Source organism: Leptothoe sp. EHU-05/26/07-4 (assembly GCF_043421015.1).
GTDB lineage: Bacteria > Cyanobacteriota > Cyanobacteriia > Phormidesmidales > Phormidesmidaceae > Leptothoe > Leptothoe turfae.
This window is the reverse complement of record NZ_JAXSQV010000006.1, coordinates 46,725-67,721: the sequence shown is the minus strand read 5'-3', so window position 1 is coordinate 67,721 and position 20,997 is coordinate 46,725. Positions and strand designations below refer to the sequence as shown.

Here is a 20,997-nt window from a genome sequence, read left to right as displayed (position 1 = left end):
TCTTGTTGCCATAGATTACAAATGGCCTTCAAAAAAAAGCCCCAAATAGGCCTGTATCAATGCATTCCCAAAAAATACGCTAATTCCTGCACCGAAGGCTAAAAATGGTCCGAAGGGAATAGGTTGGCGACGATCTAGTACCCCCAACGCTATCCCCAGCCCACCACTCATGGCACCCATAAACGAAGCCAGTAGCATACTCAGCAATAATCCCTGCCAACCTAACCAGGCTCCTAACATAGCTGCCAGCTTGCCATCGCCCCCACCCATCACCGTCTTACCAACCGCAACGGCCCCGAGCAAACTGATGCCATCAAATAACCACAGACCCAAAATACTAGCGCCAACACTGGCGACCAAAGCTGAGGCCACAGTTTGCTCAGGAGTTTGCCCAGTTGCCAACAGTACTTGAGCTAGCCAGCCTAGACACACACCTGACATCGTCAATGCATTAGGCAGCGTGAGCGTATCAATGTCAATTAAAGTGAGTGCCACTAGCCAGGTGGTTAACCCCCAATAAATAGGCGTTTCGAGGTTCCAACCAAATCTGAGAAATAGAGCGATATACAGCAGACCACTCATCAACTCCACCAGGGGATATCGCATCGGGATCGACGCTCGACAATATCGACAGCGTCCACGCAGCCACAACCAGCCCACCACTGGCACATTGTCATAGAGCTTTAGACGGGTGAAACAGCGGGGACAGCGAGAGGGCGGGGACAGGAGTGAGATTCCAGCTGGCAACCGATAAATAACAACGTTCAGAAAACTCCCAATGGAAGCCCCTAGAACAAAGACAAATAAATAGATGACCAGGCTGTCTAGCATCTAGTGCAAGCCGGGCTCCAATTGAGTTAAAGGGATAAAGCTCTCGTGGGGCAACAGCACAGGCTTAGGACCAAAGATAAGCTTGCCACGGCGGGTAGTGCGGCCAATGGCCACACCAATGGGACGCTCTACCACCTCAGGATGCACCTCATAGTAGGTGCGATAAATGTGACGGGCAGCCCGCAATAGTGCGGGGTCTAACATTGACGATGGAGACCTTAAGTTCAGCGGGCTACGGCTCAGCCCGGTTGCTGCCACGCTGGGGTGCACTGCCGCCTCACCATGGCTACTGTACTCTGGTCGCTGTAAAGATGACACGACTGAATACTCCCTCTAGCTCGATAGTACGTATGTGATGGAACTGACCTGAATTTATAACGAATTCAGCAATTCATTTGCTGAAGATACCCTATGTCTGCTAATAGAAACAGCCCTGCCACTATTCAGTACAACAATACTAGCTATCATCTATGGATTGTGCCAGGATTTTTCAATCATGGCTAAACTAAGGCGTGCAGCAGAGCATCACCCATCGCCTTACAGCCAACAGCGGTCATTCCTTCGGCCATAATATCGCCTGTGCGATAGCCCTGAGTGAGCACGGTATCTACGGCAGTTTCAATCATGTCAGCGGCTTGGGGTTGGCTTAAACCGTAGCGCAGCATCATGGCAGCACTGAGCACCTGGGCCAAGGGATTGGCCTTATCTTGCCCAGCAATATCAGGAGCTGAGCCATGCACCGGCTCAAACACACCAGGTCCTGAAGCCCCCAGACTAGCAGACGGCAACATGCCAATACTGCCAGTGAGCATCGCCGCCGCATCCGAGAGAATATCACCAAATAAATTGCCGGTAACGATGGTGTCAAATTGTTTGGGCCAGCGCAGGAGTTGCATCGCCGCGTTATCTACATACATATGGGAGAGTTCCACGTCGCTGTAGTCACTGGATAAAGCAGTGATGCGATCGCGCCATAGCTGCGACACCTCCAGCACATTCGCCTTATCTACTGAGCACAGGCGGCCCTGGCGTTTTTGAGCAGCTTCAAATGCAACCCGACCAATGCGATCAATCTCGGCACCTGCGTAGGCCATGGTATTTACCCCCCGCTGATCGCCATCAGCGTCAAACACCCCTCTGGGTTGACCAAAGTAGATGCCACCAGTCAATTCGCGCACCACCATAATGTCTACCCCTTCTATCACCTCATGCTTGAGGGAAGAAGCATCAATGAGTTGGGGCAAAATCGCCGCTGGTCGTAAATTAGCAAACAACTGCAACCCTGCTCGCAATCCCAGCAAACCCGTTTCTGGCCGTTGTGCACGGGGCAAAGAATCCCACTTGTATCCTCCGATCGCCGCTAGCAAGACCGCATCACTTTGCCGACAGGTATCAAGGGTTTCGTCTGGAAGCGGACCACCGGTAGCATCAATGGCACAGCCACCAATAGGCACTTCGGTAAAGTTAAACTGAATATCTAATTTGGCACCAACGGCCTGGAGGACATCAACTGCAACGGCTGTAATTTCAGGCCCAATGCCATCACCGGGAAGAAGGGTAATACGAAACTGCTGGGTCATGGAGACTTAAGTCGAGATCTTGGGTGATCGAACATCATATTGTAAGCATGGCATAGCACTGGAAACGATCGGGTCGTGGTTGACTACATCTATCTTCATGGGTTTGCATCGGGGCCACAGTCCTTTAAAGGAACATGGTTGCGATCGCGTTTGCAAACCCACAATATTGACCTCCAGTTACTGGACCTAAACCAGGGGGATTTTAGCCATCTCACCCTCACTCGCCAAATCCATCAAGTTACCCAACAGCTGCACGGGCCTACCATCCTGATCGGGTCAAGTTTAGGGGGTATCGTAGCAGCATGGGTCACCCAGCAATCTACCTGCGTTGAACGGCTCATTTTGCTGGCCCCCGCCTTTCAATTTTTGCACCAGTGGTTACCCAAACTGGGCACAGAACAACTAAACAACTGGAAATCGAACGGCTGGCTATCGATATATCACTATGGTCTAGATACCCAGCAGCAATTGCACTACGACTTTTTAACCGATGCTCAACGCTACCCAGATAGTCAACTTAAAAAGTCGATCCCTACTCTCATTCTTCACGGCCAACGAGATGAGGTCATTGCTGAGGATGCCAGCCGACTCTATGCACAACATCGCCCTTGGGTCACCCTACAGTCTTTAGATACTGACCATGGTATGGCCGATGCAATGGAAGATATTTGGATCGCCATTCAGGATTTCTGTGCACTGTAAACCATTTATGCACTGTAAGCCGTTGCCGATTAAGAGGACCAATCGCTTTGATCAGCAAAAATGGCACAATAAAAAGTCTGCAATCCATAGGTTTTTCCATGCTGCCTTTCTTGCGTGCTGATTTGGCTAATCTCAAGGCTTATAAGCCACACCCCCCAATGCCAAAGCCCTATGATCAGCTCGACACGAATGAGAGCCCAATTGATCTACCTGATGACGTCAAAGCATCCCTAGCGGCGTCTTACCAGCAAGCTATTGCCGCCAATCGCTATCCAGATGGTGGGCATACAGCTCTAAAGCAAGCCATTGCCAACTATGTCGCAGAATCGAGTGCAGAGTCAGTAATGGTGGCGGAGAACAACATCTCAGTAGGGAACGGGTCCGATGAACTGATCCGGTCATTACTGATTGCAGCCGCCCTTGGTAACGGGTCTATTTTGGTCGCCAGCCCCACATTTTCCATGTACGGGATCTTGGCTCAAACCTTAGGCATTCCGGTTATAGATGTCGGTCGTCGAGAGAACTTCTGCATCAATTTAGAGAAAGCCCAAACTGCTATGGAGCAACACGCTATCCGAGTCGTGTTCATGGTGCATCCCAACTCCCCTACCGCCAATCCTTTAACCACAGAGGAAATTGCATGGCTCCGACAGTTACCTAACGATGTTCTGGTGGTTATTGACGAAGCCTATTTTGAATTCAGCGGGCACACCCTTGTCGCCGATAGCCTCAGTCGTAGCAATTGGGTTGTGTTGAGAACCTTTTCTAAGGCTTTTCGTTTGGCAGCCCATCGAGTTGGCTATGCAGTCGCTCAACCAGCTCTGATAGAAGCGCTTGAAAAAGTTCGATTGCCCTACAATCTGCCCAGTTTTTCCCAGGCAGCAGCATTGGCAGCTTTGGTCCATCGAGCATCACTTCTAGCCGCTGTACAGGTCACCATTGCAGAACGTCAGACAATGGTCGACTGGCTCAAACAGCAACCGATACTAACCCTATGGCCTAGTGCAGCAAACTTTATCTATTGCCGTTTAAGTGAGCAGGGTCGATCTCAGTTGGGGATGTCCCAAGCCGAAGGTCTGCAGCATATCTTCGGCACTTTGCGTCAGCAAGGAACCTTAATTCGTTATACCGGAGGGGGTTTACGGATTAGCCTGGGCACACCTGAGGAAAATCAGCGGACACGAAAAAACTTGGAGGCTATTAGTGAACCGTTAACCGCCCATGCCTAGGCGCACTCGCCTCACCGTTTGAGGTAAAACTCCTACCATCAGAGCAAAGGCTTCATTAGGCACGTTGTCGATAGTGCTCTTATCAAAATAAGTTTTGAATTGGTCCAAAATCATTTGAGCCCGGTCAGTAGAGCGCGGCTGATCCGTGAAATTCTGGGTGAGACGAATCCACTGTAGGCGGATTTTTAAAGCTTTTTGATGCTCTTCATGATCATCGGGCTCAACCAGCGACAGGTTACCCAGCGGAATAATCTTATGGCAGCCTTGGTCAAAGTCACCACCCACTGCTGCACCAGGGCCGGCAAATTCAGCATAAAACTCTCGAAAAATAATCAGGCCGTTGCGACGACGACTATTGACGACCAGTAAATCGCCACGATTTATTTTTTTGAGCAGACTGTCAACAGCTAGCGTTTCATTCACAGGCACATTAGAACTTGAACCGAGAGGCTGCTTAGCTCGCTCAGCCCACCACTTTACCGTACTATCTTCTAGATGCATAGCATTGCCCGAGGACGGTTTCGCTTGCACATTAAAAATATGGGGATGTTTTCTTCGGCCAAATCGTTTGACCGAAGATGAGTAGAGTGAAGGTGGATTGGATTGAGCATCCATCATTTTAGAGCGTCTACCTGGGGGGTAAGGTAATCCAGACTAATTACTCTTATTTGATACGAACACGATCACTTTCGTGCAGGAAATCAGACGAGTTTTATCCAGTCTTTGATAGTTACCAGTCCCTCCTCATACTCACTACATAAAAAATAATATTTATCAGGAGGATATGGATAATTTCACGGTATGAGGGGCGACAAACACTGTATCCAAAGTGCGTTAAAACTCTTGAACATACTTACATAACAACGTTTTTAATATTCTCTAAGAAATTGCTATTTGTAGTAGTTAAATGCTCATTAGTGAAACAGTTCTTTAACCATCATTTGCTTTCGCTGCCATGGATGCTGACTATGAAGCTGATAGCCAATTTTGTGATACAAGGCAATCGCTGGCGGATTATCAGTAGCAACATGTAGGTAAAGTTGCTGACATCCCCAGTTTTTGCCAATGTATTCACAGGCTAGGAGCATTTGCTGAGCGAGGCCACGACGCCGATGTTGCCGTTCGACAGCAACATTGGCGATATATGGACGACGGGGCTGTAGTGGTTGCCATAGTTGCGATCGCAATGAGATTTCCACCGTCCCAACAATTGCAGCCCCAGCAGACTTATCAATGACGACCAGGCAGCCATACTGATTAGACGAGTGCTTCAGACGGCGCTTGATATCTTCTTGAATACCCATACGCATCAATGGGTACAACCATCGATTACAACGATGTTGAGGATAGAAGCTGGTTAGGAGTAACTCCACTAGTTGAGATAAATCTTCGGGATAAGCAGGCCTTAGCCAATAGTCTTGAGGCAGAGTATGGACTCTGTCCCAGTTAAGTCTGGACATGGTGAGCAGCTTGCTCGCTAGGGAACTCTGGATGGGTGATAGGACCATTCAACCAGGTAATGCCCACATCGTAATTGATGGGTGTCTTAGTTGATTTTTCGTTGATTTTATCCATGGTTGGAACCGTGGTCCCAGGGCGCACTACATTTCTGCAGTTATTCAATACCCACAGTCGATTAGAGAAACCATAGGGTGCATGTCCAGTCCAACCAGCAATCGACAAGCCCACACCACAAAACCCAAGATCTTAGTCGTCGACGATGAACCTGACAATTTAGACCTGTTTCATCGAACGTTCCATCGAGAATTTCAGATACTACGGGCAGAGAGTGGTCACGCCGCATTAGAGAGTTTAGCCCAGAACCCAGATACTGCAGCGATCATCTCAGACCAGCGCATGCCTTATATGAGTGGCACAGACCTGCTGCTCCAAGTTGCCCAGCATTATCCCAACACGATCCGCATCATGCTGACCGGCTACACCGATGTGGAAGATCTGGTGGATGCCATCAATACAGGCAAAGTATTCAAATACATTACTAAGCCTTGGGAAGAAAAAGATTTAAGGGTCGTTGTTCAGCAAGCGATCGAAACTCATTCTATCCTCATCGCCAGAACACGAGAGCTGGATCGCATCGTTGAGCAAGAAACCCTGCTAAACGAAATTACCCGCACTATTCGCAGTGCTGAAACCTCCGAAGAGATGTTGCAGGTAATCCCTCGCATGTTGGGCTCAGCCTTTGCAGCTGACTACTGTGCACTTCGCCCTTTGTATAACCTCCCTAACCAAATACAAAACTATTGGACCTATCAGGCAGATTCAGCTGCGCCATTAGATGACCAAACACTAACAGATACCGCTATTGATACGGATAGCCTGCAAATCTTCACAGCGCCAGACATTCCGGATCACAAGGTGTATCAACTCTTAGCGCCTTACTCCACTGTTCTTATCCCTCTAACGAGCAAACGCGAACCTCTGGCAATCCTGGCATTACATCACTGTCAGCAGCCTAATCATTGGCAACCAGAGAAGCTTAAGTTACTAGGTACCCTGGTGGCTCAAGCGGCATTGGCTCTGGCTCAAGCATGGACCCACGAGCGGGTACAAGCCCTGGCCCAACGGGAAGTGTTAATCAACACCATCACCCAGGCCATCCACAGTAGTTTGGAACCCAAACAAATCTTTTCGGCCATTACGCAAAAACTAGGGCAGGCCCTGGAAACTGATGGCTGTACTATTTCCTTATGGACCCAAGACGATGACTACGTAGACTGTGTAGGGCTTTACGACGCCCAACAGACCAAAATTTTGACCCTGCCTAAGTCCCAGGCCAAAATTAGCGAAAATCCAATCTTGCAAGAGCTCTTAGTCAGTCGCTCTCCCGTAGTCTTTGATGATTTATCCAAGGCCACAGCCCATACTCCCGAGCACCTATCGATCCAATCCCAGGCAACTGCATTACTGGTAGTGCCTCTAATTACGGATGGCCAGATTATTGGCAGTATCAGTCTGCGTCAGAGCCAGCCTCGCCAATGGCATATGGAAGAAATCAATTTGGCTCAGGCAGTTGCCAATCAAGCGGCCATTGCAGTGCAGCAGGCACGGTTATATCAAACGACTCGTCAACAGGCGGAGCAATTGCTGGCATTAGACAAACAAAAGACGACATTTTTTCAGAACATTTCCCACGAGTTTCGCACCCCCCTCACCCTCACCATTGGGCCTTTAGAATCAGCCGTAGAAAACGGCACAGGCTTGCCCTTTGATCAGTCGGTTATTGCCCTGCGTAATTCACGACGGTTACTGCGCCTCGTCAACCAATTACTTGATCTCCAGCGTCTTGATGCTGGGCAGATGCAGGCTACGTTCTATCCCTGTGACTTTGACCAGGTGATAAAAAGTGTGGCTGAGTCATTTCAGGCTTATTGCGATCGCAAACACATTACTCTCACCACTCAAATCCAACCATGTTCATCGGTCTATCTCGACCTCGAAAAATTTGACAAGGTGCTTTATAACATCCTGTCTAACGCTGTGAAATTCACACCAGCAGAAGGCTCCATTCAAATCACCCTCAATACCTTTGAAAACCGCTGCTATCTTGAAATCGAAGACACCGGCATTGGTATTCGTAAAGAGCAGCTACCCCACATATTTGAACGATTCCAACAGGCTGACGGCTCTGCTAGCCGCACCCATGAAGGTACAGGGCTTGGCTTGGCGCTCGTGAAAGAGTTAGTGGAGCTCCACGGTGGACAGGTGCGAGTTTCCTCCACCTATGGAGCAGGCACTATGTTTACGATCGAACTCCCCATGGGAGCTGACCATTTACCCGTTGATCGTGTCAGCAAAACCTTCCGCACACTGGAGCCACGCCGCGCCGCAGTTGAGCTAGCGGATCTCCACAACCAAGTTGTCGATACAGCAGCAGCAGAGGTTCAGAGACCAAAGGCAGCCCAGCCTCAGTCCATAGACCTCTCCCAAGCCAACCCACCAGCACTGGACAAAAACATTCATATCCTTGTGGTTGATGACAATCCTGACTTGCGCAGCTATGTGGCTAGCATCTTGAAACGTCGGGGATATGGCATCAGCACCGCTGACAACGGAGCCACTGGATTGGAGATAGCCCGCAAACGGCAGCCGCATCTGATTATTACTGACCTGATGATGCCCCAAGTCTCAGGCATAGAACTGATTCAGCAAGTACGTCTGGATGCAGCTCTACAAGGTACGCCGATTATTTTACTCACCGCCAAAGTCGATGACGACACGCGACTAGAGGGCGTTGAGCAAGGTGCAGATGCTTACATATCAAAACCGTTTAAGGACCGCGAATTGCTGGCAGAGGTGCATAATCTCTTAGCGCTTAAAGCCAATGAACATCGGATCGCAGAACTCAATCAGTACCTGACCGAATCGGTACTTAAGCGATTTTTACCGGCTTCTTTGGTCAAAAAGGCAGCCCATGGTGACCTACAACTGAATCTCAAACCCGAACCCCGTCTCGTAACGGTGTTATTCAGCGATATTGTAGGATTTACTCAGTTGTCGAACACATTGAGATCGCGGCGGGTTGCCGAATTACTCAATGAATATTTTGAGGTCATGACCCATGCCATTTTTGCCAATGGTGGCACCGTGGATAAGTTTATGGGTGATGCGGTTCTGGCCCTATTTGGTGCTCCAGAACGCTTGAGCCCTAATGAACAGGTCATGCGTGCGATCGCAGCTGCTCGCCAAATGTATAAGGCCCTAGAAGACCTCAATCAACGCTGGAGCCAACAGGGCGTTCCATCAGTGAAATTTCGCTGCGGTATTCATCAGGGTACTGCCGTAGTTGGCATGTTTGGCAGCGCCCACAGAACTGACTACACAGCCATTGGCCCCAGCGTCAACATTGCCGCACGTCTACAGGAAGCCGCCGATGGTGAAAGCATTCTCGTATCTGCCGCTGTCGCCGACTACCTCGATGAACAAGAAATCGTTAAATTTAGTCCGCTACAGCTGAAGGGAATTGATGAAACGGTTCTGACCTTTAATGTGAAAACAAAGCTTTCAGAAGGACTGTTGAGTTCTTAGATATCAGAATTTTACAAGGGCCAAAAATTATTTGTTGTAGAGGCATTCCAGGTAACGCTTCTACAACAAATTCCCAAACCGTAAGTTCAACGTCAACCGTTTACCCTGTCGGCAAGCCGTAACTGTGCATAATATGTCGCATACGCTTTTTTGCCCGTGATACCCGTTTGCGTAGGGTGGCTTGGTTAGGAATATCTGTGTCCCCAAGTTCCACTAGACGGCTAGTGATTTGCTCCCATGACAGCTGCTCAATCGTTCGCCACACTAAGAGTTGAGCCGTATGGTCATCCTCGCGGGATAGTGCCCTAAGGGCTTTGTAAAGCAAATCAATCTCGTGACTCAGATCGATAGACTCCAAGACATATTCAGGCTCCGCACTGATGCGATACTCAATATCATCGTAGCTTTGGGATGCCTGTCGCTGGGCATGACGACTTTTCTCACGCACAATATTAAAAGCGGTGCGCTTTAACCAAGCATGGGGATTGTAGATAACTTCACCACTGCGCTGACGGGCCTTGCCCCGCAAATAAGCCTCAAATAAAATCTCATAGGGCTCGAACTGGTGCATCAGTCGAAACTGAAAAAGATGACGACGTACTGTAGCCAAGGTGGAATAAGCATAGGAATTGCCGCTACCTAAAATTTCTGAAAGGGCAAGATCCAAAACATCCAATAAAGGCAAGTCAGAAGGCAAGTCAGGTTGGTCAGGCATACCAATGAGCCAGGTGATCCTGTTATGAGTTGATGATTCCTCTTAATAGTGAAGAACAGCTTACCTCCGTGACATTCCGCATTGTGCCTACAATTGTTCAGAAATAGGTAAAGGCACATACCGGAAACTGTCATTTGTTGTACTGATTTCGGCGAATCGAGCAACCCTCTGAAATTGGATGTCACATGATCACACCCCCAGCCACTAACCCCTTAGCGACTCACCCAATAACTGCAATGGAGACCATCCCATGTTTAGCTACTCCAGTCCTCGCAATCTCGGTATTAACGATCAATCTCAGCTGCATCGCGATTTGATCCACACCTATTGTCAGTTGTCTGTGCAGCCTGCTCTCAACAAAAACGATGCAGATCGTTTGGATACCATTTTGGCAACTGCCGAAACAAATCCACTCATTAGCTTTCTCATTGATGAAGCTGATCATATGCTGGCTCACTTACAGAGTTGGATTGATGAAAACGATATTACTGACCAGCAGCAAAAATTGCAGACATGCCTGAATGAAGCATGGCTAAACGAAGCGTTCCAGGATTTAGCCCAGCGTCTGCAAAAATCCCAATGCAAAACTCTACAGCAATATCTTCACAAACACGGTTGTTATAACGGAGCCATTGATGGGGTGATGGGACAATCCACCCAAGCTGCCATGAAGCAATGTTGCGAACAGCACGGGCAACTGCCACACCCCTTACCTATCCATACCCCGGATATAGCATATTAAGAAAACCGCTATATTTCTCTCACAGCAAGGTGTTTTCCACTTTAGCCAGCCTTAGCTCACTGACCCAATCACTGTATTGACCACTACACTGACCGGTCACATATACACGGATGTCATCACTAGTAGATGAGTAAGCCTACTAGACTTCTTTGATGAATATCACGATGCAATCGAACATTCAATGTTTAATCAAACGTTACGAACAGGGTGAGCGCATATTTCACGGCTTGGACTTGAGTGGATGTGACTTAAGCCACTTACAGCTGCCTGAGATTGATCTCAGTTACAGCATTTTAAGTGAGGCCTCTTTAGTAGGCACCGATTTGGAATGGGCAATTTTGCGCGATGTTAACTTGACAAAGGCTAATTTGACCCAGGCTCATTTACATCGAGCTAACCTGCGGCGCGCTAACTTGACAACCGCCAGGCTACATAAAGCTGACCTCCGAGCAGCTGACCTGAGCGGGGCAACGATTATCGATACTGTTTTTGTGGACAGTAATGTTTGGGGTGCGGTGGCTCCAGATGGTAGTCCGCTACATCTGCATTAGACGGCAGACGCGACTACTCTACCCGCAGACGCCGGGTAACTACAATCAGACCGTCCTCACGAATCAGTAGCCCCGAAACCCATAGGTTATCGTCATCGGTGGGAGCATCACCGAGCTTAAATAAACCACCGGCCGATAACAGTTCTAGATCCAGGGGTCGTGGCGTAAAGAAATCTTCTTGTGTGGTCCCCTCATCTAACGCTGCACCTAGCAAATAACGCTCGCCTAAGGGTTCTTGAACAATGGCATCAAATCCATAACTTTCACCTGGCTGTACACGCTCCGGCAAAATCACCACAATCTCAGGGGATGTGGCACTAGAACTGAGCTGGTTACGCTCAGATAAAATTTCTTGGGATGTAATTTTATTTCCCGTAAACTGCTGGCGAGAGTGAATGACCGACTCCAGGCTTAGACGCCGAGGCATGGTCTGCGTGCCATCAATATAGGTGACGGTCTCAGCAACATAGCCACCATCAACTTCTTCCCATGACTGCAGTTCTACCCGATAATTAAGAGTCTCGTAGCGTTCCCATAGCTGCGGTAGCGTTGTTTCAAGGGTGGCATAGGTAAAGCCGTCATTATTTGTAAAACTGTCGGCATAAAATTCCATCACCCCATCTATATCTCGCTCATTAGAAGCAGATTCAATCTGCTCTAGGGCAGTAGTCAAAGCTGCTGGTGCGGTTTCTGGAGGAGCTGCTTGGGCAGTCAAGCCAAATACACTCATCCCTAGCACACCCAGTGAACATAACGACCAGTGGCAAGGGTGAATCATATGTAAAGTCCTCGATAGTAGTATCTGTGACAATTGAGGTTGGTCAAATTAAGCAAAAGGCATTATCTTAGAGCCGACTGGCTCAGTCTGTGCAATTGCAATCGCTGACCCATTGGTGCCGATTCAGCGGATAATAGCTCCTGGCTAAGTTATTGCTAAACATACCCCTAAACCCAAGTCCCAATCTAGAAACAGTTATAAAGCCTAATTATTCAGGCCATTGTTACTGATGGATGGTCAGGGTCTTTCACATTATGGACGACAGACAAGGAAATGGTGAAGGCAATAAGCTTTTGATTGCTGCCAGTGGCACTGGCGGCCACCTTTTTCCTGCGATCGCAACTGCCGAGCATCTGACTGGGCCAATTGAATGGCTTGGTGTGCCCGATCGTTTAGAAACTGAACTTGTCCCGGCGTGCTACCCCCTCCATACGGTTCGCATGGGAGGCGTTCAGGGCAAACTGGGGTTAGGGACTATAAAACTATTTGTCCAGTTTGCACAAGCCACGTTGGCGACTCGGCGACTGCTACAGCGAGGTAACTTTAAGGGCGTCTTTACCACTGGTGGATACATTGCGGCACCTGCCATCATTGCCGCCCGCAGTTTGGGGTTGCCCACTGTGTTGCATGAGTCCAACGCCATGCCGGGAAAAGTGACTCGTTGGCTGAGCCGCTTGTGCTCAATAGTTGCTATTGGATTTAAGGAAACCCGCCAGTATTTGCCTAAACAAGCGCAGACAGTCTGGGTGGGGACACCAGTGCGATCGCAGTTTTTGACTGACAGTCATGCTAGCCTCCAGGATTTCTCCATCCCTGACAATGTCCCCTTAATCGTTGTGATTGGTGGCAGTCAAGGCGCTGTCGCTGTAAATAAGCTTGTACGGGCTGCAGCCCCAGCCTGGTTGGAACAAGGTGCCTGGGTAATTCATCAAACGGGCAACAATGATCCAGATACCGAGACTCTGAACCACCCTCAATACATTCATCGTCCATTCTTTAAAAATGTAGCCGCCCTTTTTAAGCGCTCCACCCTAGTGATTAGTCGGGCCGGAGCTGGCACATTAACGGAACTAGCCATGACCCATACCCCATCTGTCTTAATTCCCTACCCCTTTGCAGCAGACGACCACCAAGCTTATAACGCCAACGCTTTTGGCACTGTCGGAGCGAGTAAGGTATATCGACAGTCAGACCTTGATGGCGACACGTTGCAAAAGTGGGTCTTAGCACTCCTGGAAAATCCAGCAGAATTGGACTGCATGAGGGTTGCAGCAGCAGCTTTAGCCGTCAGTGACAGCGCAGAGCAGGTGGCAAGCCTGCTGCAAAAAACAATGGAATGATGATGCTCCACTATCTGATGCCCTCAAATAGTGGGGCAGTTAAACGCCAGCCGTTACTGTCAACTCGCCAACCATACCAGCCTCAGCATGACCAGCAATTGAGCAGTGGAGTTCATAAATCCCTGGTTTTTGAGGAATAAATACCCATTCAGCCTCAGCTCCAGGCTTCAGCTCCAGTTCATGAATAGCACCTTTGACTTCGACCTGGCCTACTTCTACTTTTTGAGTCCAGATTACATCCGCAAAGTCTTTGGCCGTAAAGTAATGCTTGACGGGGCTAGGATTATCTAGCAGCAGCTTATAGCGTTTACCAGCATCAAAGGTTAACGTGTCAGGTTCAAAGACCAGAGCACCTGATTTATCACCCAGGTGCACCTGTAGTGTATCTATCGGTTGTTGGCTTGGGGCTCCTGCGGCAAAAGCGCTATTCGTGGACAGTACTAAGATAGACAAGACTAGAAACAGCCCCATTAGAACTAGAGTTTGTCCCCAATTCTTCAAAGCGCTGAGGCAAGTGCGTAGGGTCACCATCATTCCCCAGACTCCATCACTCGGATCTACATAACAATCTTACTTGCCTGAGTGAATGCCAATACCCGCTACGCAAGAACCTTTAATACCAGTTCTTAGTTGGAGGACGTTTTATGGTGGCTGCCACAAAAGAAAGTGGTCCCTGGCAAAACAACCAGAGACCAGGGAGTCGTGATGAACACTGACAATCTGTATTACATGAGAGAGTACACAGCAGTTTTGAAACTGTGTGAGTCTATAGTTAAGCGTTGTAGCGAACACTATAACGTGAGGGGGTTAGATCTGGGGGTGACCGGCATAGCAACGGGAGCTCTCATTTTGAACCTACGGCCCAAGAAGGAAAGTTTAGCCTTGGTTTCGACAGTTTCAATGGACTGGGTAGAAGGCGTGTAGGGTGCGCCGAGGTGAGTGAGTTGCATGGATAAATTCCAAATAAATGTGTTTAGCGGTGACGGATTATAGCGCATTAGACAGCATGCTGACGATGGGGCAACACTCACCTGACTTGCCAATAGTATGGCTAAGCAAAAGCGCTAAGACCTTCCACCAACGGAAAGATTAAATCTTGTTTTTTCCATTATCGGAAAGAGTGGGAAATGACTATCTTTACAGATTCCAACATCCCAGGACTGTTTCTTCTTGAATATCTAGAGCTGAACTAAACCAGCGATTGATAATTTCCTCTCGGACATAGATAGATACCCCTGACAATCCCCTTATATGGCTTGGCAATCACTTGCGTGACTTATCAGAGGCGTTATCAGACTCAGACCACTCAGCACCAGCTTGCTTGGCATCAAGCACTGCCTTTTCCAGCAAAAAAGCACAAAGATTGCTCAGTGGTCGGCCATCATAGGCGGCCCACTGCTCTAGAGCTTCCGCTAGGCGGTCTGGAAGGGTTACTTGCACACGTTTGGTCATAGCGGCCATGATACCGCCTCTCATCTACAGACACACTTATTACATCAAATAGACATCGATTTGTGTTTTAACACCACTAAAAAATGTAAATAAGCTTGATCAAAAAGAATGTTTGTACTAAACTGCCAAAATGCATAAACAATTGTTGAGTCAACCATTAGCGACATTACGGGACATTATCCTAGCCAGCTCCATTAAGTTAGGATTCATGCCATGGTTAACATGGCTCATCCGTAGCTATGCCCAAGAAAAAACGCTTGGCTTAACTCATCAAACACCTAGCAGTGCCACCTCCGAGGACTCTACGCAGCCTGGCAGGTTTCAAGACCACGGCAGTAGCTCTACTTGGTATGCCTGGTTCGATGATAATATAGATGACTTCTACACTGCCGATCCTTCATCAGCACCACAACCACTAGAGCCCACCGACCTAGTCAACTCACTTCTAGAAAATCAAATCACCCTTTGGCATCACCCTGAATTCGCTCCATGGCTGATTGCCTTTGCTGAACAAGCCTTCTATCAATGGCCTGCTGAAATACCTCTTGATGCCGATCTAACTCAACCTGAGCAAGTCAGGTCACCGGAAACGCAACAAAAACTCTCCCAAGCTTTTAGTACTTTGCCACGAGAATTGGTCAACAATACTCACATACAGGAACTGGTATTGATGTATTTAGGCGCAAGTTACCCAGTTATTGAAGGATTTTCCAAAACTCCTGTAGCTCAAGCCACAGCAAAAGAACGAGAGCATTACCGTCAAGAGCGCTACGCAAAACGAACAACTTTCTATCAACAACATAACATTACGGCTCAGGAATAGATTGAGCAGAACTTAAATCTCAACTCACCTGGCGAGCTAGACTGAGCACAAACCCATTGACAAAAATCTATTTCCGCAGTGACCTCATCCACTAAGGCTGTTTCTAGACACTGCTACAAATCTGTCTTATCCACTAACAACAAGGGCGGAGACTTCTCTTTCTCCACATAATGGCCATCTGTAAGCTATAGAATCTGCCATTTTTGGCCATTAAATCACCCAAACTCCGGAACACCCAAACTAGCATAGAGCAGATTCTTAGGCTCACCAATGAGTTTTTCTGGAGAATCCAGATACCTTTCGGTTAGCTATCGAAAAGAATGGGTCCAACTACATAGAAACCTTTCTTAAGGAATAGGTTGGCATGGCATCCGAAAACAAGTACAGGCGAACTAAAGCAGTGACTTGTTTGTGATCACACCCCATCCATCCTACTTTTAAAACACCCAGAAATCGGTCTTAGACAACCATTTTTTAGTTATTTGCCCCGTTCCATAACCTTTTCTTTACCGACAGATTATAGTCTGACATCTCCCGATATCGTTTGCGTAGCAGCCAAGATAGTTAAGCAATTTAATCCTGTCGTTGCAGCTATTCAAATCTGCGGTATCAAAGGGAAAAGCCCCCATTAAGTCAAGGATTACCTTGAGGAGCCCCCATAATGACCGTTTCTGTAAAGAAGCAAACGATCCCCAATCTGCGTAACCCTGATTATTACTGCAATCGAGAGCTGAGCTGGTTGCAGTTTAACGACCGGGTGCTCCACGAGGCCTTTGATGAGAGAACGCCTCTGCTAGAACGCCTCAAATTTCTAGCAATTTTCAGTACCAACCTGGACGAATTCTTCATGGTACGGGTGTCTGGCCTATTGGAGCAGGCACAAGCAAATATTACAAAGACTCCGGCAGATGGTCTGACACCTCAACAACAGCTAGAGCGTATTCATAGTCACCTATTACCAGTTGTGCAACGACAACATGAGTATTTCTTGGGTGAGATGCGATCGCAAATGGCTAACGAAGGCATCCACCTTCTCACCTACGATCGACTCAGCAAAGAACAAAAGTCTCACCTCGCCAAATTATTTGACTCCCGCATCTTTCCAATTTTGACTCCTCTGGGCGTTGATCCTGCCCATCCCTTCCCCCGCATGTCCAATCTCAGCCTCAATATTGCCGCCGAAATTGAAGACCCCAAGAACCAAGAACGTCGCTTTGCCAGAATCAAAGTGCCGAACAACCTGCCGCGGTTCATTAGTTTGCCAGACGAACTCACAACTGTTAATGGTGAGTCAGTTCATTGGGTAGGTGTAGCCCTGGAAGATATCATCATTCATCACCTGGAGGCTTTGTTTCCAGGCATGACTATTCTCAGTAGTCATCTGTTTCGGATTACCCGAGATGCCGACTTCCCCGTACGTGAGGCAGAAGCTGACGATCTCTTACTAGCCATTCAGCAAGAGATTAGCAGACGTCGACTGGAAGGATCTGTCGTTCGTCTTGAGGTAGCATCAACATTTCCCCAGGAACTACAAGACTCTCTGATTCAAGAATTCAAAATTAGCCCTACTGACATCTACCAAGTAGACGGCTTACTCAACCTGCAGGATCTCTTTTTTTTTCTGTCTATCTCCAGACCAGACCTCAAAGATTCTCCCTGGGTAGCTGTTATCCCACCGCGTCTCAAACCTATCCATGAAGTAGACGTTGAAGAAGCTCTAGATCTACCCGATACTCACCCGGATATTTTTTCCATTATTCGAGATGGGGATCTGATGCTTCACCATCCCTATGAAGCCTTTGATGCCTCGGTGCAAACCCTGATCACCCAGGCTGCCCACGACCCTCAAGTGCAGGCCATCAAAATGACTCTGTACAGAACATCTGGGGATTCTCCCATCGTTAACGCACTGATTGAGGCAGCGAGAAATGGTAAGCAGGTAGCAGTACTGGTTGAATTAAAGGCCCGATTTGATGAAGAGAACAATATCGAATGGGCCAGACGCTTAGAGCAATCAGGCATTCACGTTGTCTATGGGGTGCTAGGGTTAAAAACCCACACCAAAACAGCTCTCGTCGTGCGTGAAGAAGGCGATGAGCTACGTCGTTACGTTCATATTGGCACCGGCAATTACAATCCCAAAACTGCTAAGCTCTATACTGATTTGGGACTCATGAGCTGTCAAGAAACTCTGGGTGCGGATTTGTCCGATCTGTTTAACTATTTGACTGGCTTTTGCCACCAAAAAGCCTATCGCAAGCTGCTGGTGGCACCGGTTACACTTCGAGATCGCATGATTGGCCTGATTCAACGTGAGATCGACCATTGCCTAGAAGGACGTCCCGGCAAGATCATTGCCAAAATGAATTCGTTAGTTGATCCTGAGATGACCCGTTGGCTGTACAAAGCCTCCCAAGCAGGCGTTCAGATCGACCTCATCATTCGTGGCATTTGCTGTCTCAAACCCGGCATTCCTGAGGTTAGCAAAAACATCCGCGTCATCAGCATTATTGGCCGATTTTTAGAGCATTCTCGGATTTTCTACTTTCAAAATAATCACCAAGAAGAAGTCTATATCGGCAGTGCCGATTGGATGCCCCGCAATCTAGATCGACGGGTCGAAGCCGTGACTCCTATCGAAGAATCAAGCTTGGTGGATGAACTCAAGGAACTGCTAGCCATTTTCATGGCAGATAACCGTCAAGCCTGGGAAATGCAGTCTGATGGCAGCTATGCACAACGCCACCCTCACTCTGATGAACCTGAGCGTAGCTCCCATCAACAGCTCATGCAACGTGCTACTGCAAGAATGTCCTAAAGCCAGTCATAACCTAACTCACACCGAGATCATTACGTTTCCGCATCAAACTACATCAAATAGACAGTGCGGAAGGCTTCATGTTTCTATACAATATCCTCTTAATAGGAATAAATGCTCATCTTATAGTGCACTTGTTCCTATTAAGAAAAATGCTCATACATTAAAAATCCATTTTTATAAGCAGCGAGGGGTAAACATGTATATCGTACAAATCGCCTCCGAATGCGCTCCGGTGATTAAGGCCGGCGGTCTAGGGGATGTGGTCTATGGTTTGAGTCGCGAGTTGGAATTATCCGGCCATACAGTAGAGCTGATTCTGCCAAAATACGATTGCATGCGGTACGACCACATTTGGGGTCTACACGATGCCTACAAAGATCTCAAAGTGCCCTGGTATGGTGCCGAAGTTCGCTGTGATGTTCACTGCGGGTGGGTGCATGGACGTCTCTGTTTCTTTATTGAGCCCCACGACAAAGACAATTGGTTCCGCCGTGGCCGGTATTACGGCTGCGACGATGACCCTATGCGCTTTGCTTTCTTTAGTAAGGCAGCCCTAGAGTTTTTACAGCAAAGCAATAAGCGACCTGATATCATCCACTGCCATGACTGGCAAACAGGTCTAGTGCCGGTGATGCTTTTCGAAATCTATAAGTATCATGGCATGGAGCACCAGCGGGTGTGTTATACCATCCATAACTTTAAGCACCAGGGCAATGCTGGTACCGAGGTGCTATGGGCGACGGGTCTAAATCGCGAACCCTACTACTTCAATCATGAGCGGCTACAGGATAATTTTAACCCCTTCGCCCTCAACTACATGAAGGGTGGGATTACTTACTCCAATGCTGTTACCACCGTTTCACCCCACCATGCCTGGGAAGCACACCATGGAGACTTTGGCTATGGTTTAGGCCAAACGCTTCATATCAACCAGCATAAGTTTAAGGGCGTCCTCAACGGCATCGACTATAACCTATGGAATCCTAAGTTTGATACTTACATTCCCGAGCCCTACACCCCCGATACGCTAGACCATAAGCTTTACAACAAGAAAGCGCTACGCGAACGGCTGATGCTAAGCCATGATGACAAACCACTCGTCGCTTTTATTGGTCGCCTGGACGAGCAAAAGGGTGTACATCTGGTGCACCACGCCATGTACCGAGCCCTCGACCGGGGTGCTCAGTTTGTACTGCTGGGCTCAGCCACTAATGCCAGTATTAATGACCATTTCCATTACGAAAAAGCTCACCAAAATGATAATCCTAACTGCCATTTGGAGCTGGGATTCAACGAGGAACTATCACACCTGATCTATGCTGGTGCGGACATGATTGTGGTGCCGAGTAATTTTGAGCCCTGTGGTTTGACTCAGTTGATTAGCTTTAAATATGGCACTGTTCCGGTGGTCCGCGGTGTCGGTGGCCTCGTGGATACTGTCTTTGACATTGACTATGACGAAAGTAAACCGCCTGAAAAACGCAATGGTTTTGTGTTCTACCAGTCAGATAACTATGCTCTAGAGTCAGCATTAGATCGGGCGTTAGATCTTTGGTACACCGACCGCAAAGGTTTCCAAACGCTACAACGCCAGGGCATGGCCCATGACTATTCATGGCATATCCCTGGCCAACAATACGTTAAAATCTACGATTCAATCCGTCACCGCTAAGCTAACAACAGAAATCGATATCACAAGCAATACAAACCCCTTTGGCCAGGGTGGGCATTTTGAGATAGCACACCTAGTCATCTCAAAAGGGGTTTATTTGCCATGTCCAGTGCTGGCCTAAACAAGTGGACTGTTAGCGGTAACTTAGCTGCTGACGCCGCTGTTAAAACTGTCGACCTCCGCAGTGGTCGTCAAGCTCAGGTAGCTAGTGCCACTATCTATGTGCGCGGGGTGAAAGATAGAAATGAGTCTTTTACCGTGAGATTAAATATTTGGGAAGGCTCTCCCGCCTGGCGCACCCTAGCTTTTTTGAAAAAAGGTTCACTCATTATTTGTACGGGGAGTGTAGAGCCCACACCCTATGTATCAAAGACAGATGGCACGCCCAAAGCAGGACTCACTATGAAGGTTCTCGATATTGACTTAGATGTAGTAAAAGACCCTAATAGGGACAACAATCATAGTGATCAAAGGGCTAACGACAAAACTCCTGTAGCTGTATAAACACCTAGTCTTACGGCGAACCTATGTAGCGTTTTTTGAGGTGACTTAGTAGCTTTTAATGCCTTTGAAAGAAACATTCCAGCGTCTTTAAAGAAAGTTCAAGCGATCTTTGCTCAAGTGTTAGCTGATGGACATCATCTGGGATGAATTAGTGTGTAGACAAACAAATTATATGTAACCCACCCCCTATTCCTACACCCATATACAGAAA

The 20,997-nt window shown here is 48.0% G+C and carries 21 protein-coding genes; 10 read left to right on the top strand and 11 right to left on the bottom strand.

What is annotated here, in order from left to right; translation table 11 throughout:
• Window positions 1-15 precede the first annotated feature (15 nt).
• The 3 genes from U2F10_RS22275 to leuB all read right to left on the bottom strand — a co-directional run bounded on the left by U2F10_RS22275 (window position 16) and on the right by leuB (window position 2,411).
• On the bottom strand, window positions 16-831 hold the full coding sequence (locus U2F10_RS22275) for a prepilin peptidase (RefSeq protein WP_163659958.1): 816 nt from the start codon (window positions 829-831) through the stop codon (window positions 16-18).
• Entirely contained in the window at window positions 832-1,089 is a 258-nt protein-coding gene (locus U2F10_RS22270; RefSeq protein ID WP_006516958.1) for a hypothetical protein, read from the bottom strand. It abuts the gene before it with no gap.
• A gap of 242 nt (window positions 1,090-1,331) precedes the next feature.
• Entirely contained in the window at window positions 1,332-2,411 is a 1,080-nt protein-coding gene (gene leuB / locus U2F10_RS22265; RefSeq protein ID WP_163659960.1) for a 3-isopropylmalate dehydrogenase, read from the bottom strand.
• Window positions 2,412-2,486: 75 nt separating this feature from the next.
• On the opposite strand from leuB, the gene U2F10_RS22260 reads away from it, so the two are divergent.
• Together U2F10_RS22260 and U2F10_RS22255 are read left to right on the top strand one after the other, a co-directional pair.
• Window positions 2,487-3,113 carry a YqiA/YcfP family alpha/beta fold hydrolase gene (locus tag U2F10_RS22260; RefSeq protein ID WP_163659963.1) on the top strand — a complete coding sequence of 209 codons (627 nt, stop codon included), beginning with the start codon at window positions 2,487-2,489 and terminating at the stop codon, window positions 3,111-3,113.
• A 98-nt stretch (window positions 3,114-3,211) separates the two neighbouring features.
• A complete protein-coding gene (locus U2F10_RS22255) occupies window positions 3,212-4,342 on the top strand; it encodes a histidinol-phosphate transaminase (RefSeq protein WP_163659965.1) in 1,131 nt (376 codons plus the stop codon).
• Here the strand turns inward: U2F10_RS22255 and U2F10_RS22250 are convergent.
• From U2F10_RS22250 to U2F10_RS22240, 3 genes are all read right to left on the bottom strand, one after another.
• Complete coding sequence (locus U2F10_RS22250) at window positions 4,325-4,960, bottom strand: hypothetical protein (protein WP_250564681.1); 636 nt, start codon at window positions 4,958-4,960, stop codon at window positions 4,325-4,327. The genes U2F10_RS22255 and U2F10_RS22250 overlap by 18 nt on opposite strands.
• A gap of 296 nt (window positions 4,961-5,256) precedes the next feature.
• Window positions 5,257-5,802: a GNAT family N-acetyltransferase gene (locus U2F10_RS22245; RefSeq protein WP_163659967.1), complete on the bottom strand. Its 546-nt coding sequence runs from the start codon at window positions 5,800-5,802 to the stop codon at window positions 5,257-5,259.
• Complete coding sequence (locus tag U2F10_RS22240) at window positions 5,789-5,917, bottom strand: hypothetical protein (protein ID WP_284681962.1); 129 nt, start codon at window positions 5,915-5,917, stop codon at window positions 5,789-5,791. Before U2F10_RS22240 ends, U2F10_RS22245 begins: the two co-directional genes overlap by 14 nt.
• Window positions 5,918-5,998: 81 nt before the next feature.
• Here U2F10_RS22240 and U2F10_RS22235 point away from each other — a divergent pair, with 81 nt between their 5' ends.
• On the top strand, window positions 5,999-9,388 hold the full coding sequence (locus tag U2F10_RS22235) for a response regulator (RefSeq protein WP_499867854.1): 3,390 nt from the start codon (window positions 5,999-6,001) through the stop codon (window positions 9,386-9,388).
• Window positions 9,389-9,488: 100 nt separating this feature from the next.
• On the opposite strand, the gene U2F10_RS22230 is transcribed toward U2F10_RS22235, so the two are convergent.
• Window positions 9,489-10,103, bottom strand: coding sequence for an RNA polymerase sigma factor (locus tag U2F10_RS22230; RefSeq protein ID WP_163659971.1), 615 nt, complete (start codon window positions 10,101-10,103; stop codon window positions 9,489-9,491).
• Window positions 10,104-10,353: 250 nt separating this feature from the next.
• On the opposite strand from U2F10_RS22230, the gene U2F10_RS22225 reads away from it, so the two are divergent.
• Together U2F10_RS22225 and U2F10_RS22220 are read left to right on the top strand one after the other, a co-directional pair.
• Window positions 10,354-10,845, top strand: coding sequence for a peptidoglycan-binding domain-containing protein (locus tag U2F10_RS22225; RefSeq protein WP_163659973.1), 492 nt, complete (start codon window positions 10,354-10,356; stop codon window positions 10,843-10,845).
• Window positions 10,846-11,009: 164 nt separating this feature from the next.
• Window positions 11,010-11,396 carry a pentapeptide repeat-containing protein gene (locus U2F10_RS22220; protein ID WP_006516967.1) on the top strand — a complete coding sequence of 129 codons (387 nt, stop codon included), beginning with the start codon at window positions 11,010-11,012 and terminating at the stop codon, window positions 11,394-11,396.
• 13 nt (window positions 11,397-11,409) lie between these two features.
• Here the strand turns inward: U2F10_RS22220 and U2F10_RS22215 are convergent, their stop codons facing one another.
• Window positions 11,410-12,126 (bottom strand): DUF8623 domain-containing protein, encoded by a 717-nt coding sequence (locus U2F10_RS22215; RefSeq protein WP_250564682.1) that lies wholly within the window; start codon window positions 12,124-12,126, stop codon window positions 11,410-11,412.
• Window positions 12,127-12,428: 302 nt separating this feature from the next.
• Between U2F10_RS22215 and murG the strand changes: the two genes are divergently transcribed.
• Window positions 12,429-13,514: an undecaprenyldiphospho-muramoylpentapeptide beta-N-acetylglucosaminyltransferase gene (gene murG, locus U2F10_RS22210; RefSeq protein WP_163659977.1), complete on the top strand. Its 1,086-nt coding sequence runs from the start codon at window positions 12,429-12,431 to the stop codon at window positions 13,512-13,514.
• Window positions 13,515-13,553: 39 nt separating this feature from the next.
• On the opposite strand, the gene U2F10_RS22205 is transcribed toward murG, so the two are convergent.
• The 3 genes from U2F10_RS22205 to U2F10_RS22195 form a co-directional block, all read right to left on the bottom strand.
• Window positions 13,554-14,048, bottom strand: coding sequence for a cupredoxin domain-containing protein (locus U2F10_RS22205; protein WP_499873334.1), 495 nt, complete (start codon window positions 14,046-14,048; stop codon window positions 13,554-13,556).
• Window positions 14,049-14,305: 257 nt separating this feature from the next.
• Entirely contained in the window at window positions 14,306-14,464 is a 159-nt protein-coding gene (locus U2F10_RS22200; RefSeq protein ID WP_163659981.1) for a DUF4278 domain-containing protein, read from the bottom strand.
• A gap of 313 nt (window positions 14,465-14,777) precedes the next feature.
• The gene (locus U2F10_RS22195) at window positions 14,778-14,975 is read right to left on the bottom strand and encodes a ribbon-helix-helix domain-containing protein (protein WP_163659983.1); all 198 of its coding nucleotides are present in this window, start codon (window positions 14,973-14,975) and stop codon (window positions 14,778-14,780) included.
• 121 nt (window positions 14,976-15,096) lie between these two features.
• Here U2F10_RS22195 and U2F10_RS22190 point away from each other — a divergent pair, with 121 nt between their 5' ends.
• The 4 genes from U2F10_RS22190 (at window position 15,097) to U2F10_RS22175 (ending at window position 20,786) form a co-directional block, all read left to right on the top strand.
• Window positions 15,097-15,789, top strand: coding sequence for a hypothetical protein (locus U2F10_RS22190; RefSeq protein ID WP_499867855.1), 693 nt, complete (start codon window positions 15,097-15,099; stop codon window positions 15,787-15,789).
• Between the two features lie 661 nt (window positions 15,790-16,450).
• Window positions 16,451-18,607 carry a polyphosphate kinase 1 gene (gene ppk1 / locus U2F10_RS22185; protein WP_499873333.1) on the top strand — a complete coding sequence of 719 codons (2,157 nt, stop codon included), beginning with the start codon at window positions 16,451-16,453 and terminating at the stop codon, window positions 18,605-18,607.
• Between the two features lie 199 nt (window positions 18,608-18,806).
• Window positions 18,807-20,282, top strand: coding sequence for a glycogen synthase GlgA (glgA, locus tag U2F10_RS22180; protein ID WP_499873332.1), 1,476 nt, complete (start codon window positions 18,807-18,809; stop codon window positions 20,280-20,282).
• A 102-nt stretch (window positions 20,283-20,384) separates the two neighbouring features.
• Window positions 20,385-20,786: a single-stranded DNA-binding protein gene (locus tag U2F10_RS22175; RefSeq protein ID WP_163659992.1), complete on the top strand. Its 402-nt coding sequence runs from the start codon at window positions 20,385-20,387 to the stop codon at window positions 20,784-20,786.
• The last annotated feature ends 211 nt before the right edge of the window (window positions 20,787-20,997 follow it).

Coding starts and splice junctions, on each gene's coding strand:
- U2F10_RS22205 (WP_499873334.1), bottom strand. CDS start 14,048: ATGATGGTGACCCTACGCACTTGCCTCAGCGCTTTGAAGAATTGGGGA.
- U2F10_RS22275 (WP_163659958.1), bottom strand. CDS start 831: ATGCTAGACAGCCTGGTCATCTATTTATTTGTCTTTGTTCTAGGGGCT.
- leuB (WP_163659960.1), bottom strand. CDS start 2,411: ATGACCCAGCAGTTTCGTATTACCCTTCTTCCCGGTGATGGCATTGGG.
- U2F10_RS22215 (WP_250564682.1), bottom strand. CDS start 12,126: ATGAGTGTATTTGGCTTGACTGCCCAAGCAGCTCCTCCAGAAACCGCA.
- murG (WP_163659977.1), top strand. CDS start 12,429: ATGGACGACAGACAAGGAAATGGTGAAGGCAATAAGCTTTTGATTGCT.
- U2F10_RS22235 (WP_499867854.1), top strand. CDS start 5,999: ATGTCCAGTCCAACCAGCAATCGACAAGCCCACACCACAAAACCCAAG.
- U2F10_RS22190 (WP_499867855.1), top strand. CDS start 15,097: ATGCATAAACAATTGTTGAGTCAACCATTAGCGACATTACGGGACATT.
- U2F10_RS22195 (WP_163659983.1), bottom strand. CDS start 14,975: ATGGCCGCTATGACCAAACGTGTGCAAGTAACCCTTCCAGACCGCCTA.
- U2F10_RS22175 (WP_163659992.1), top strand. CDS start 20,385: ATGTCCAGTGCTGGCCTAAACAAGTGGACTGTTAGCGGTAACTTAGCT.
- U2F10_RS22220 (WP_006516967.1), top strand. CDS start 11,010: ATGCAATCGAACATTCAATGTTTAATCAAACGTTACGAACAGGGTGAG.
- U2F10_RS22255 (WP_163659965.1), top strand. CDS start 3,212: ATGCTGCCTTTCTTGCGTGCTGATTTGGCTAATCTCAAGGCTTATAAG.
- U2F10_RS22245 (WP_163659967.1), bottom strand. CDS start 5,802: ATGTCCAGACTTAACTGGGACAGAGTCCATACTCTGCCTCAAGACTAT.
- glgA (WP_499873332.1), top strand. CDS start 18,807: ATGTATATCGTACAAATCGCCTCCGAATGCGCTCCGGTGATTAAGGCC.
- U2F10_RS22200 (WP_163659981.1), bottom strand. CDS start 14,464: ATGCAACTCACTCACCTCGGCGCACCCTACACGCCTTCTACCCAGTCC.
- U2F10_RS22225 (WP_163659973.1), top strand. CDS start 10,354: ATGTTTAGCTACTCCAGTCCTCGCAATCTCGGTATTAACGATCAATCT.
- U2F10_RS22230 (WP_163659971.1), bottom strand. CDS start 10,103: ATGCCTGACCAACCTGACTTGCCTTCTGACTTGCCTTTATTGGATGTT.
- U2F10_RS22240 (WP_284681962.1), bottom strand. CDS start 5,917: ATGGATAAAATCAACGAAAAATCAACTAAGACACCCATCAATTACGAT.
- ppk1 (WP_499873333.1), top strand. CDS start 16,451: ATGACCGTTTCTGTAAAGAAGCAAACGATCCCCAATCTGCGTAACCCT.
- U2F10_RS22250 (WP_250564681.1), bottom strand. CDS start 4,960: ATGATGGATGCTCAATCCAATCCACCTTCACTCTACTCATCTTCGGTC.